The sequence below is a fragment of the Leptotrichia hofstadii genome, assembly GCF_007990525.1.
GTDB lineage: Bacteria > Fusobacteriota > Fusobacteriia > Fusobacteriales > Leptotrichiaceae > Leptotrichia > Leptotrichia hofstadii.
Window position 1 is genome coordinate 596119 of the sequence record NZ_AP019823.1, and the last position, 12982, is coordinate 609100.

Consider the following 12982-nt stretch of genomic DNA (forward strand, 5'->3'; position numbering starts at 1 on the left):
AAACGTCAGAAAATATTTAATCAAGAAAGAATGGAGATGAATTAATGATTAGTGATAGGAGAATGTTTAAAAAGACAGGAGCATTGTTATTGGGATTAACGTATTCAATAATATCATTTGGAAGTGAGAGTATTAAGGAGGTGGCTTCATCATCAGAAAATATTGAAACTGTAAATACACCAAAACCTGAACCAAAATTTGTAGCTTCTACAAGAACAAACGTTAGTAATTCTCAATTGGAAAATTTAATTAAGAATCAGTATAATAATAAAAGCATTGACTTAAATGTAAATACAAGTTTAAGAAATATGCGTGACAGCGGAAGCTATGAGCGTCCAAATGTAAATACCTATACGGCAAACAGAAAGACACAGCAGGAAACTTCCGATATGAAATTATCAAAGGAGCAGCTGTTAGCCGTGGCTGAAAAAATATTCCAAAATGAAACAGGTGGAGTTAGAAACAATCTGGTTGACTGGAATGACGGAGAAAATTTCCCTTCACTTGGAATAGGGCATTTTACTTGGTTTAAAGCAAGCGGTGGAAGAAGCGGATTTGGAGACAGTTTACCTGATATGGTGGCATACTATAAGCAAAAAGGAATCTCTTTGCCTAAATTGCTGACAGATTTTAGATATTCGCCATGGAACAGTAAATCAGAACTGATGGCTAAAAAAGCTAGTGGAGATAAGGATATTGAAGAATTGATAGCATTTTTTGATAATACAAGAGACGTTCAGGTTATGTTTATTTATGACAGGTTAAAAAGTTCGCTTGATAAAATGATAGAAGCGTCTTCAAACAAGGAAAATTTAAGAAACCAGTTTGAAAGAATGGTAAATACTCCTAATGGACTTTATGCGTTGATTGACTATGTAAACTTTAAAGGTGAAGGATTGAAAGGTGTTTCTGCATACAATAATATAGCTTGGGGACTAAGACAAGTGCTTGAAAATATGAAAGGAACAGCAGTAGGACAAAGTGCATTAGTAGAATTTAGCAACTCTGCCAAGGATGTGTTGGCAAGACGTGTGAGAAATGCTCCAAGAAATGAGAGAAGATGGCTGCAAGGATGGTATAACAGAGTAGACACATACAAAACTTTTGAAATTGGAAGAGCATATTAATTGAATAATAATTATGGCAGGGAATTATTAAATTCCCTGTTTCCTTTGAAATAAACAAAAATAAAAAAAGAAAATATAGAAATAGGAGAAATAAATTAAATGAAAATTTCAGATTTTGATTTTGAACTGCCTGAGGAACTGATAGCACAGCATGCTGTAAATCCGAGAGATCATTCAAAATTATTAGTGTTGAATAAAAAAGAAAAAACATTGGAACATAAAAAATTTTATAATATTATCGATTATTTAAAAAAAGATGATGTTTTAGTAATTAACCGTACGAAAGTTATTCCCGCAAGACTGTTTGGGCATAAGGAAAATGGGGTTGTGCTGGAATGTTTTCTTTTAAAAAGATACGACTTATATACGTGGGAAGTTTTGCTGAAACCTGCTAAAAAATTAAAAATTGGACAGAAACTTATATTTCTGGAGGGAGTTTTAGAAGCAGAACTTATGGAAATAAAGGAAGATGGGAACAGAATCATAAAATTTAATTTTGAAGGAAGATTTGAGGAAATTTTGGATAAATTAGGAGAAATGCCGCTTCCACCATATATTGTGGAAAAACTGGAGGATAAGAACCGATACCAGACTGTTTATGCTAAAGAGGGGGAATCGGTAGCCGCACCGACTGCAGGACTTCATTTTACAAATGAACTTTTAGGTAAAATCCGTGAAAAAGGAGTTATTATAACAGAAGTATTTTTGGATGTGGGGCTTGGAACATTTCGTCCAGTACAGGTGGAAAACGTTCTGGATCATAAAATGCACAGCGAAAAGTACCGAATTCCTGAAGAAACTGTTAAAATTATTAACAAAGCTAAAGAAAAAGGGAATCGTGTAATTGCGGTAGGAACGACCTCAGTAAGAACATTGGAATCTTCAGTCGATGACAATGGAAAGCTCATAGCTTCAGAAGGGGATACAAATATTTTTATTTATGGAGATTATAATTTTAAAATTACTGATGCAATAATTACAAATTTCCATTTGCCAAAATCTACTTTAATTATGTTAATTTCAGCATTTGGTGGTAAGGAGCTTATTTTTGAAGCTTATAAGAAAGCTATTGAAGAAAAGTATAGATTTTATAGTTTTGGAGATTCGATGTTTATTTATTAAAATATTAATTCTGGTAAAAAATAAAAAATTGTTTCATAATATTTACGGTTCTAGATTAATGAAACAGTTTAATTTAATTAACATAAATTACATTGCTTACCTTTCAATAGAAGTCTACCATACAAATTAGCTAAATATAATACAATTTTCGATTTATTTCTTAAAAATTTTAATTGTCTGACCTAAATAAAATATTTAGTGACAATCTGTTTTTAAGTATATTTTTTATGGTATAATATAAAATAATGAAAAAATAATTTTTTAATATTGTTTAGAAAAAATTTAAATAAAAGATGGTGCTGTTTAAATAAGGAAGTGATTACTATGAAAAGTGATGATTTTAGATGTAAAAATTGCGGCGGGATGATGCGATTTGATCCAAAATCTGGAAATTTGAAATGCGAGAATTGTGAAACAGAAGAAGAACTGCCTAAAATCCTTACGTACAAAAGACACGGAATAGATAATTACGAAGAAAGAATGAAAAGTGAAATAACGGAGGGGAAGATAATAGTAGAGTGCAGTTCCTGTGGAGCTACAATTGAAATGGATACTTTTGAAACTTCCCAAAAATGTCCTTATTGCGATTCCAATATTGTGTTGAGTGAAAGAGCAGTGGCTGTGCTGGAACCAGATGGAATGAAACCTTTTTTGATTGATAAAAAAGAAGTTGGTCAGCTTTTTTCAGAATGGATAAAAAAAAGATGGTTTGCTCCAAATGTTCTGAAAACTTTGTATCAAAGCGGAAAAGTGACAGGCATATATCTTCCATACTGGTCTTTTGATACTGATGCGGATAGTGAATATACTGCTGAAGGAGGGATTGATAGAACAGAAACTTATGAAGAAGATGGGAAGATAAAGACTAGGATAGTTACAGACTGGTATTTTGTAAGAGGAAATGTCCAAAATGAATTTGAAAATGTAATAATGCGGGCCTCTAGAACATTAAAGGACAGTCTTATAAAAAATCTAGGTGGATTTAATGTGGAGGACACAATAGATTTTGCTTCAGGATATTTGTCAGGCTATAATTCTGAAATTTTTAAGGTTCCTATGAGGCAAGGATATGAAGAATCTAAGCAAATAATGGAAAATAGGATTTATAATACTATCAGTTCGGATGTTTTAAGAAGATATGACAGAGTAAGGAATATAAGATTTCATGTTTATTGGAGCAATGAATATTATAGACTTTTATTATTGCCTGTGTATTCAATGTCTTATTCTTTTAATGGAAAATCCTATCAAGTTCTTATAAATGGAGAAAGTGGAATAATGGTGGGAGAATATCCGAAATCTGCAGTTAAGATAGCATTTGCTGTGATAGCGGCATTAATTGCGGCCGCAGCAATAATTTACTATTTATATAAATAAAATTTAATAAATAAATTAGGAGGAATAAAAATGGCTGGTATTTTAGAAAGATTTAAAACAATTATGTCGTCTAATATTAATGCATTATTGGACAAAATGGAGGATCCTGAAAAAATGATAGATCAGTATCTAAGAGATATGGAAAAGGATCTAGGTAGTGTAAAGGCTGAAACTGTTGCTGTAATGGCACAGGAAAGCGCTGCGAAGAGAAAAGTTGCAGAATGCGAAGACGAGATTAAAAAAATGGAAAGTTATGCGAAAAAGGCTCTTCAAGCAGGAAATGAAGCGGATGCAAGAATGTTCTTGGAAAAGAAGGAGTCTATCAGGATAAAGCTGGAGTCTTTAGAAAAGGAAAAAATGATTGCGGTTGAAAATTCTTTGAAAATGCGAGAAATGCATGATAAACTTACATCAGATATACAAAAACTTAATGCAAAAAGAAATGAAATAAAATCCAAAATAAAAATGGCAAAATCTGCACAAAAAATTAATTCAATGTCATCTTCTGCTGGAATAAGCGGGAAAATGGATTCATTTAACTCTATTGAAGAAAAAGTGGATAGAATGCTAGACGAAGCAAATGCGTCTATGGAACTTAATTCGCCTAAAAAAGATGAAGTGGATGATCTTATGAAAAAATATGACAGTGGAGAATCAGAAAGTTCATCAGCAGTTGATGAAGAACTGGAAAGATTGAAAAAGGAAATGGGTTTATAAATTGAAAGGAGCAGTTTAAAATGGGATTATTTGGCAATCAGCTTGCGAACGTAGTAGAATGGGAGCAATTTAATGATGAGATGATTTTTTGGAAATGGTCAAATAAGGAAATAAAAAAAGGTTCAAGATTAATTATAAGACCTGGACAGGATGCAATTTTTCTTTTTAATGGAAAAGTAGAAGGTGTGTTTGAAAATGAGGGGAGTTATGATATTGCCTCTCAAATTGTGCCTTTTCTATCAACATTGAAGGGGTTTAAATTCGGATTTAATTCGGGAATGAGAGCAGAAGTGCTTTTTGTCAATACAAAAGAAATCACTGTAAAGTGGGGAACCAAAAACGCCATTAATATTCCAGCGCCAGGACTTCCAGGAGGAATGCCAATAAGAGCCTTTGGTACAATGGCTTGTAAAGTTGATAACCATAACGTATTAATTGATAAAATTGCTGGAATTAAGCAGCAATTTAACATTGATGATGTAAAGGAAAGAGTAATTTCAATGTTAGATCAGCTTCTTATGAAATGGATAGCGAGAGAAGGAAAGGATATGTTCAATCTTCAGATAAATTCATTTGAAATAGGGAATGGAATAAAGGAGGATATGGACTTTGAAATGCGAAAAATAGGGCTTTCTATTCCTAGTTTTTCTATTTCCAGTTTCAGTTATCCAGAAGAAGTCAAGAGAATGCAGGAAAAGGCGGCAGGACAAAGTATGGTTGGAGATGTAAATAAATATACTCAAATGTCTATGGCTGACTCAATGGAAAATGGCGGAGGAGCAGGAAATATGGCTGGAAGTATGGCAGGTATGCAGATGGGAATGATGATGGGACAGCAGATGGCAAATCAGATGAACCAGTCAAATCAAATGCAAAACAGACAGCAATCTGCAGGAAGTGAACAATCAGCAGGAAACGCTGCCGCGCCAAAGTTCTGCCCGGAATGCGGTACAAAAACAAATGGCAGTAAATTCTGCCCAGAATGTGGAACTAAATTGTATTGATTTTTATAATTCGGAGCATAAAATTATATGGACTAATATTTCTTAATATTTTTTAGGATTAGTCCATATTTTTATTAATGTAGAATTTTTAATAGTTTCTTCAACGGAAGTGCGTGTGAGCAAAGTTATAAAAGTCTTTAAGGTGGATACTTAAAAATTAGATTTGATTTTTTTAATAAGGCTTTTAAATCAATTGTTATAGAATTTTATTGCCGTTTTTTTTATGAAGAATAGTGTTAAGTACAGATAAAAAAAGAAGTTTTATGTTATTTTGGTATAAAAAAACATGATCTTTAAACTAATTTTTGTGTCTAGTCGTTAGATCATGTTTTATAAAGCGGAAGTTAATCCTTTTAATTTCCAGAAGAAAATAGCTCACTTAATTTATCATAGCTTACAACACCACTTTGAATATCCTGAATCACAGAATTTTGGATTTTTAAGTTATACGGAACTGATTTAATTTTAAAAGCATTTATTAAAGATCTGTCAAGATCGTAGTATACAGGAAAAGTGAAACCATTTTCATCTATAAATTTCTTTGAATCTGCCAATGTTGTATTTTTGCTTATGAAAACAACGGCAACATTTACAGAGTCCTTGTTTTCTTCATAGAATCTTTGAATTTCAGGAAGTTCATGCTGGCAATGTGGACACCATTCGGCAACAAATACAAGCAGTGTAGGATTTCCATTGTTTAAAATCTTGTGGCTTTTTATTTTTGTCCTGTTAAAATCCATAAGTTCAAAACTTGGAAGCTTTGCTCCTTTTCTTACATTAATTTCAGCATTTTTTCCATATCCAACTAAAAATACCATAAACATTGAAATAATAACTAATAATTTTTTCATTTTTATCCCTTCTTTCTATAAATTTAAAATTCTTAATTAGATTATATAACATTATTTGGAATATGTAAAATAATTTTTTTATAAATATATTATTTTTATTTGACATTATCTGTAAAAATTATTATAATTATATAAATAGTAAAATAAATTTTAAATGAAACTCAAAGGAGTAAAAATAAAATGAAAATTATTATTTGAATTTAAAGTTATTATAAATAAAGGAGGAGTGAAGATATTTTATGAAAAAAATAGGAATAATAGTGATAATAATGTCAGTTATTGTATTTTTATCATTACATAAAAAAAAGCCGGAAGATGAAATTTCAAAAGAACCTTCCAAAGAACAGATTGTATTGGAACAGAATAAGGAAAAATACAGTAAGCATATACGATTTTATAATCGAATTTTAAATATTGACAAAGGACTTTTGTATTATTTTGAAGATGCTGGAATGGATAAAAAATTTAAAAATATTCAAAATGAAGATATTGCAGCTGATATTGCAATTGATAAAAACTTTATTGATAAATTAAAAGAATTATCTGAAAGCAAAGAAAAAAAGGATGAATTGGATAAAAAAGCAGTGGCTATGCTTCCGATACTTGAGAAAATGCTGCCAGTTGCTGATGAAATGAGAGCATATTACAAAAATAAGCAGTATTTGCAGGACAATTATGAAAAAGCCCAGACTTTACATACGCAGCTGCTTGAGGCTTTGGATAAGTATAATCAAGTTACAAAAAGCTACAAGGAAGCATTTGAAAAAAAATCTGATGAAATTAAAAAGCTGATGATAAAGGATTATGACAAGAGAAGCCAGTTTATCACATATAATCAGTTTATGTTTATTGAAGAAGGTGACAAAATTATAAAGGAAATACATAAGCAAGGACTGGATGCAAGTGATTTTACTGCAAAAGGCAATGTAAAAAAATTCAAGAGAATGGAAGAAAAAATGGATAAAGCCTTTATAAAATTTGAAAAATCTATAAAAAATACAAAACAGCTTGGAAAAGAAGGATATAATCCTGGAGACCACAGTGAATTTATCCAGAAAGCAAATAAATTTAAGCAATCTGTAAATGTATTTATCCAAAGAATAGAGAAAAAGGAAAAAGCTTCGCATTCGTCTGTAAGTGATAGTTTCTTTGCACAGACTGAGGAAGGGACACCAGAAAATGTACTTGCAAACTTCAACGAAGTAATAAAGGAACACAACAAATTATTAGCGAAAAAAACTAAAAAATAATAATTAAAATTAATTTATGAAAGAAAGATTTGATTTTATCAGATTTTTCTTTTTTTTTGCAAAAATGTGTTATAATTATAATGAAAAAATATTAAGGAGTGATAGTAATGAAGAAAGCAGTTATATTTTTGGTAATGGCAGTTGGAATAAATGCAATGGCACATTTAGGGGAACCTTGTTCGTTAGAAGAAAAAAAATGTGTTATAAGAGGTTTTAACATAGATGGAAATGTACTGAATGAGTCGGAAGCATCAACTATTAGAGAAATTGTCAATGATTTAAATAAATATGGTAAATCTGGAACAATTGATGTTATAGGGCATACAGATTCTACAGGTTCACAAAAACATAATTTAAAATTATCAGAAACAAGAGCAAAAAACTTTGCAAGATTAATGAGGGAATTTGGGCTGGATAAAAGATTTTCCTTTGGAAAAATAAAAGGCGAAGGAGCAAATTCGCCTGTAGATACAGACGATAGAGCTGATGGGAGATACAATAACCGAAGGGTTGAGATTCTTTTGAATAATGTGGAATTTGAAACTTCAGGAAAATAAAATCGAATTTAGAAAAGGGGGAGTTTAAAATTTATTGCATTTTATTATAGAATTTATCTAGGGAAAAAAGTTATGAAAAAATTAATTATACTTTTGATGATAGTAACAGGTATGAGTGTGCAGGCAGAGGAAATTTTAAAAAAAGAGGAAAAAGTTAATACGGAGAATACTAAGTATATTCCAGAACCCCCAAAGTCAACTCAGATAATTTGCGGTTTTCCACCTTGTGATTTGACATATGGAAAATGTGTAGTTCGTGGATTTAAGGTGGATGGAGAAAAAATGAATGAATCTGAAAGTTATGATTTGAAATACATTGCAAATATGCTTAATACCCATATAGAAAAAGGTTCTCTTGAAATTATAGGGCATACAGATTCAACTGGTTCAAAAAAACATAATCTAAAATTATCTTTGGAAAGGGCAATAAATGCGGCTAAATTATTGCGGGAATATGGATTAGATAAAAGATTTTCCATTGTGAAAATTATAGGAAAAGGTGGAGAGGAACCTATGGATACAAATGAAACTGTAGAAGGAAGATATAATAATAGAAGAATTGAAATCATTTTAAATGATTTGGAATATAAAGAATCAAGATTTATAAATGAATAAATATCAAATGAATTTAAAGAAATATTATTATAAATTTTTATGATTATTATTCTTTTTGAGTTATAAAATATTTTATAATTTAATACCAAAAATTAAAGTTGATATTTTCAAAAATTTATAAAAAAAACTATTTTATCAAAATAAAATAGTCCTAAAATTATAATATGAGTGATTTTTATAAAGTGGTGCCGCTTGTCGGACTCGAACCAACCACCTACTGATTACAAGTCAGTTGCTCTACCAGATGAGCTAAAGCGGCAAAATTTACAAAGATATTATATCGGATTTTTATTGTAATGTCAAGGAAAATTTAATTTGATTTTTTGTTGTTTTTTCAAAAGACTTTGTGATATACTTTTATTATTAATACTTGTTAATTTTATTGAAATTTAAAAGATTGGAGAACAAAATGAGTGAAAAGAATTTAAAAATCTTAGGATGGATTGGAACATTACTTTCTGTAATAATGTATGTGTCTTATGTTCCACAAATAATGGGAAATTTGCACGGACACAAAACATTTTTTTTACAGCCTTTAGCAGCAGCAATTAACTGTACGATATGGACAAGTTATGGGCTTTTAAAGGAAAAAAAAGATTATCCTTTATCAGCAGCAAACTTTCCAGGGGTAGTCTTTGGGCTACTTGCAACGATTACAGCATTTTAGAAATTTAATTTTAAAGATTTAATATGAAAAGTTCATTTGAATGATGATTAATCATTTTAGTGAGCTTTTTTTGTTAATTTTTTTATAAAAGTAGAAAAAAACTCATCTTTGTGATAAAATATACAATATGATTTGTGAAATAAAAAAATTTAAATAAAAACTATATATAATTAAAACAGGAGGAAAAATAATGCCAAACGAACTGAATAAAGTTTATTCACCAAATGAAATAGAAGATAAATGGTATAAAATATGGGAAGAAAAAGGGTATTTTAATGCACAGCACAATGCAGAAAAGCCAGGATATTCAATTGCTATTCCGCCGCCAAATGTTACAGGGATTTTGCATATGGGTCATATGCTTAACAACTCAATACAGGATGCGATTATTAGATATAAGAGAATGAGCGGATTTGATACACTTTGGATTCCGGGAATGGATCATGCTGGAATTGCTACGCAAAATAAAGTTGAGAGAATGCTGGCTGATGAAGGAACTTCTAAAGAAGAAATTGGGTATGATGAGTTTTTGAGAAGAACTTGGGAATGGAAGGAAAAACATGGCGGGCTGATTACAAAGCAGCTTAGAAAACTGGGAGTTTCACTGGACTGGACAAGAGAGAGATTTACTATGGATGAAGGGCTTTCGGAAGCTGTAAAGGAAGTATTTATCAAACTTTATAATGATGGGCTTATTTATCGTGGAGAATACATTGTAAACTGGTGTCCGCACGACAAGACGGCACTTGCTGATGATGAGGTAAATCACGAGGATAAAAATGGAAAAATCTGGGAAATCAGATACCCAGTTAAAGATAGTGATGAGGAATTTGTAATTGCTACAACTCGTCCTGAAACAATGCTTGGAGATACAGGGGTTGCAGTAAATCCAAATGATGAAAGATACAAGCATCTGATTGGCAAAACTGTAATTTTGCCTCTTATGAATAGAGAAATTCCGATTGTGGCAGATGAATATGTGGATATGGAATTTGGGACTGGGGTAGTTAAGATGACTCCGTCACACGATCCTAACGACTTTGAAGTGGCAAAAAGAACTGGACTTGCATTTTTAAATATTTTTACAGAAGATGCACATGTAAATGAAAATGGCGGAAAATATCAGGGGCTAGAAAGATTTGATGCTAGAGAGGCTATACTTGCTGATTTGGAAGAGCAGGGACTGCTAGTTGGAGTAAAAGACCATAAAAATGCTGTGGGGCATTGCTACAGATGTAATTCGGTTATTGAGCCAAGGGTTTCTACGCAATGGTTTGTAAAAATGGAGCCGCTTGCAAAAAGAGCTCTGGAAGTTGTAAAAAATGGAAAAATTCAAATTACGCCAAAAAGATGGGAAAAAGTTTATTACAACTGGCTGGAAAACATAAGGGACTGGACAATTTCACGTCAAATCTGGTGGGGGCACAGAATACCTGCCTATTATGCAGAAGACGGAACAGTTTTTGTGGCAAAAAGTCTGGAAGAGGCAAAAATTCAGGCACGTGAAAAATTTGGAAAAGATGTGAACTTGACGGAAGAAACAGATGTGCTTGATACTTGGTTTTCATCAGCATTATGGCCATTTTCAACATTGGGCTGGCCAAATGAAACTGAAGACTTGAAAAAATTCTTTCCAACAAATGCACTCGTTACAGGGGCGGACATATTATTCTTCTGGGTAGCAAGAATGGTAATGATGAGCCTTTATATAAAAAATGAAATTCCATTTAATTATGTTTATCTGCACGGAATTATACGGGATGAAAAAGGTAGAAAAATGAGTAAATCTCTAGGAAATTCTCCTGATCCCCTTGACTTGATAGCAAAATACGGTGCAGATGCAATAAGATTCAGCTTTTTATACAATACTTCACAAGGGCAGGACATCCATTTTTCAGAAAAACTGCTTGAAATGGGTTCAGCTTTTGCAAATAAAGTATGGAATGCATCAAGATTTGTGTTGTCAAATCTGGAAGATTTTGATGTTTCAACAACTGTGGATAATTCAGAATTTAAACTTGAAGATAAATGGATTTTATCTAAATTGCAGACTGCTTCAAAATTGATTAATGAAAATATGGAAAAATATGAACTGGACGCTGCTGCAAAATTGGCATACGAATTTTTCCGTGGAGATTTCTGTGACTGGTATGTAGAAATTGCCAAAACACGTGTATATGGACAGGAGGGTAGTGATAAAGTTGTGGCACAATGGGTATTAAGACACGTTCTTGATAAAGGGCTGAAAATGCTGCATTCATTTATGCCGTTTATTACTGAGGAAATTTGGCAAAAATTACAGACTGGCGAAGAAACAATTATGTTATCAGATTTTCCAGAAGAAGAAAAAGAGTTTATAAATATTGATGCTGAAAAGGAATTTGACTATTTGAAGGAAATTATTTCGGCAATTAGAAATATCCGTGGAGAGGCAAATGTTTCGCCATCTAAGAAAATTGAGGTTATTTTCAAGACAGCTGATGAAAATGCAAGGAATATTTTGCAAAATAATGCCAAAATACTGGATAAACTGGCAAATGTTGAAAAATATGAATTTAATGTGGAAATTCCAAAACTTGTAGGATTTAGATTGGTTGACACAACTGAGATTTATGTTCCGTTAGCAGAGTTAATTGACTTGGACAAGGAAATTGAAAAATTGGAGAAAAAGATTGAAAAAACTCAAGTTGAACTGGATAAAGTATTGAAAAAATTGTCTAATGAAAATTTTGTAAACAGGGCAATACCTGAAGCTGTGGAAAAAGAAAGAAGAATAAAAGAAGAGCTTGAAAACAAAATTTCCAAATTTAAAGAATCGATGAATTTGTATAAATAGTATTGGAATTTAAGTTACTAGACAAGTTTAATGAATAAAAAACTTGAAAAATTAAAATTATGTTGTAAAATATATTAAGTAAAATAAATTTAAAATGGAGGAAATATGAGAAAGCTTTTGATATTGGTTTTATTGGCTTTAGTTTTAAGTTCGTGCATATCAGCCAATGTAGGTGTTGGACCGGGTGGAGTACATGGTGGAGTTGGATTATATTTTTAATTCTAAGCTACATGCAATATAAGATAAAAAAAGAGGTGAGATGGAATGAAAAAGTTAATTATTTTGATTATGATTTTGTTCACGCTTGCGGGTTGCAGCAGTACTGGAAAAGGGACAAATTCGATTCATGTTGGAGTAGGTTTTTCAGGACTTTAAGATTTTGTAGTTAAAGTATTTATCAGAAAAAAAGGAGAGAGAAAAATGGGAGCATTATTTTGGGCAATTTTGTCAGGAACAGCGGCAATTCTGGAAATAATTATTCCGGGGCTTGTAACAATCTGGTTTGCACTTTCAGCTTTAATTGTAATGTTTCTTGCAAATTTTATAGAAGATTCGCTAATACAGTTTTTAATATTTGCTGTACTTTCGGTAATTTTCCTAATATTTACACGTCCAGTCTTGAGAAAATACATTGAATCGCAAAGAAAGACAAATTTTGATGCGAGCATGAAAGGGACTGATGTAAAAATTGAAAAAGTAGTCGATACTAAACAAGCTGAAAAGGAATATGAAGTAAAATTTAAAGGATCCATTTGGACAGGAGTAAGCGAGGAAATATTGTCAAATGGAGAAATTGTTAAAATTAAAGGCTTTAAAGGCAACAAGATAATTCTTGAAAGAAAATGATAATTTTTTAAAT

At 31.5% G+C, this 12982-nt stretch carries 13 protein-coding genes and 1 tRNA gene; 12 read left to right on the plus strand and 2 right to left on the minus strand.

Annotation, left to right across the window (positions count from 1 at the left end):
- Nucleotides 1-44 precede the first annotated feature (44 nt).
- From FVE77_RS02885 to FVE77_RS02905, 5 genes are all read left to right on the plus strand, one after another.
- Nucleotides 45-1127 (plus strand): hypothetical protein, encoded by a 1083-nt coding sequence (locus FVE77_RS02885; RefSeq protein ID WP_026745572.1) that lies wholly within the window; start codon nucleotides 45-47, stop codon nucleotides 1125-1127.
- 99 nt (nucleotides 1128-1226) lie between these two features.
- Nucleotides 1227-2249, plus strand: a complete 1023-nt coding sequence (queA, locus tag FVE77_RS02890) for a tRNA preQ1(34) S-adenosylmethionine ribosyltransferase-isomerase QueA (protein WP_026745573.1) — start codon at nucleotides 1227-1229, stop codon at nucleotides 2247-2249.
- Nucleotides 2250-2573: 324 nt separating this feature from the next.
- Entirely contained in the window at nucleotides 2574-3626 is a 1053-nt protein-coding gene (locus FVE77_RS02895; protein WP_026745574.1) for a hypothetical protein, read from the plus strand.
- A gap of 30 nt (nucleotides 3627-3656) precedes the next feature.
- Complete coding sequence (locus FVE77_RS02900) at nucleotides 3657-4343, plus strand: PspA/IM30 family protein (protein ID WP_026745575.1); 687 nt, start codon at nucleotides 3657-3659, stop codon at nucleotides 4341-4343.
- A 20-nt stretch (nucleotides 4344-4363) separates the two neighbouring features.
- The gene (locus FVE77_RS02905; RefSeq protein WP_026745576.1) at nucleotides 4364-5347 is read left to right on the plus strand and encodes an SPFH domain-containing protein; all 984 of its coding nucleotides are present in this window, start codon (nucleotides 4364-4366) and stop codon (nucleotides 5345-5347) included.
- Between the two features lie 353 nt (nucleotides 5348-5700).
- Here FVE77_RS02905 and FVE77_RS02910 read toward each other — a convergent pair whose 3' ends face one another.
- Nucleotides 5701-6198 carry a TlpA family protein disulfide reductase gene (locus tag FVE77_RS02910; protein ID WP_026745577.1) on the minus strand — a complete coding sequence of 166 codons (498 nt, stop codon included), beginning with the start codon at nucleotides 6196-6198 and terminating at the stop codon, nucleotides 5701-5703.
- A 239-nt stretch (nucleotides 6199-6437) separates the two neighbouring features.
- Between FVE77_RS02910 and FVE77_RS02915 the strand changes: the two genes are divergently transcribed.
- The 3 genes from FVE77_RS02915 (at nucleotide 6438) to FVE77_RS02925 (ending at nucleotide 8620) form a co-directional block, all read left to right on the plus strand.
- Nucleotides 6438-7448 (plus strand): YiiG family protein, encoded by a 1011-nt coding sequence (locus tag FVE77_RS02915; RefSeq protein ID WP_026745578.1) that lies wholly within the window; start codon nucleotides 6438-6440, stop codon nucleotides 7446-7448.
- Nucleotides 7449-7555: 107 nt separating this feature from the next.
- A complete protein-coding gene (locus FVE77_RS02920) occupies nucleotides 7556-8005 on the plus strand; it encodes an OmpA family protein (RefSeq protein ID WP_026745579.1) in 450 nt (149 codons plus the stop codon).
- A 72-nt stretch (nucleotides 8006-8077) separates the two neighbouring features.
- Entirely contained in the window at nucleotides 8078-8620 is a 543-nt protein-coding gene (locus tag FVE77_RS02925; RefSeq protein ID WP_026745580.1) for an OmpA family protein, read from the plus strand.
- Between the two features lie 183 nt (nucleotides 8621-8803).
- Here FVE77_RS02925 and FVE77_RS02930 read toward each other — a convergent pair.
- Nucleotides 8804-8879, minus strand: a tRNA-Thr gene (locus FVE77_RS02930).
- A 150-nt stretch (nucleotides 8880-9029) separates the two neighbouring features.
- Between FVE77_RS02930 and FVE77_RS02935 the strand changes: the two genes are divergently transcribed.
- From FVE77_RS02935 to FVE77_RS02945, 4 genes are all read left to right on the plus strand, one after another.
- On the plus strand, nucleotides 9030-9287 hold the full coding sequence (locus FVE77_RS02935; protein ID WP_021770288.1) for a SemiSWEET family transporter: 258 nt from the start codon (nucleotides 9030-9032) through the stop codon (nucleotides 9285-9287).
- A 190-nt stretch (nucleotides 9288-9477) separates the two neighbouring features.
- Complete coding sequence (locus FVE77_RS02940; RefSeq protein ID WP_026745581.1) at nucleotides 9478-12123, plus strand: valine--tRNA ligase; 2646 nt, start codon at nucleotides 9478-9480, stop codon at nucleotides 12121-12123.
- A gap of 264 nt (nucleotides 12124-12387) precedes the next feature.
- The gene (locus FVE77_RS12615) at nucleotides 12388-12498 is read left to right on the plus strand and encodes a lipoprotein (protein ID WP_162141758.1); all 111 of its coding nucleotides are present in this window, start codon (nucleotides 12388-12390) and stop codon (nucleotides 12496-12498) included.
- Between the two features lie 45 nt (nucleotides 12499-12543).
- Nucleotides 12544-12969, plus strand: coding sequence for an NfeD family protein (locus tag FVE77_RS02945; protein ID WP_026745582.1), 426 nt, complete (start codon nucleotides 12544-12546; stop codon nucleotides 12967-12969).
- Nucleotides 12970-12982: the final 13 nt, after the last annotated feature.

Excerpts from the sequence above, each read along its gene's own strand:
- FVE77_RS02885 (WP_026745572.1), top strand. The coding sequence starts at position 45 with ATGATTAGTGATAGGAGAATGTTTAAAAAGACAGGAGCATTGTTATTG.
- queA (WP_026745573.1), top strand. The coding sequence starts at position 1,227 with ATGAAAATTTCAGATTTTGATTTTGAACTGCCTGAGGAACTGATAGCA.
- FVE77_RS02895 (WP_026745574.1), top strand. The coding sequence starts at position 2,574 with ATGAAAAGTGATGATTTTAGATGTAAAAATTGCGGCGGGATGATGCGA.
- FVE77_RS02900 (WP_026745575.1), top strand. The coding sequence starts at position 3,657 with ATGGCTGGTATTTTAGAAAGATTTAAAACAATTATGTCGTCTAATATT.
- FVE77_RS02905 (WP_026745576.1), top strand. The coding sequence starts at position 4,364 with ATGGGATTATTTGGCAATCAGCTTGCGAACGTAGTAGAATGGGAGCAA.
- FVE77_RS02910 (WP_026745577.1), bottom strand. The coding sequence starts at position 6,198 with ATGAAAAAATTATTAGTTATTATTTCAATGTTTATGGTATTTTTAGTT.
- FVE77_RS02915 (WP_026745578.1), top strand. The coding sequence starts at position 6,438 with ATGAAAAAAATAGGAATAATAGTGATAATAATGTCAGTTATTGTATTT.
- FVE77_RS02920 (WP_026745579.1), top strand. The coding sequence starts at position 7,556 with ATGAAGAAAGCAGTTATATTTTTGGTAATGGCAGTTGGAATAAATGCA.
- FVE77_RS02925 (WP_026745580.1), top strand. The coding sequence starts at position 8,078 with ATGAAAAAATTAATTATACTTTTGATGATAGTAACAGGTATGAGTGTG.
- FVE77_RS02935 (WP_021770288.1), top strand. The coding sequence starts at position 9,030 with ATGAGTGAAAAGAATTTAAAAATCTTAGGATGGATTGGAACATTACTT.
- FVE77_RS02940 (WP_026745581.1), top strand. The coding sequence starts at position 9,478 with ATGCCAAACGAACTGAATAAAGTTTATTCACCAAATGAAATAGAAGAT.
- FVE77_RS12615 (WP_162141758.1), top strand. The coding sequence starts at position 12,388 with ATGAAAAAGTTAATTATTTTGATTATGATTTTGTTCACGCTTGCGGGT.
- FVE77_RS02945 (WP_026745582.1), top strand. The coding sequence starts at position 12,544 with ATGGGAGCATTATTTTGGGCAATTTTGTCAGGAACAGCGGCAATTCTG.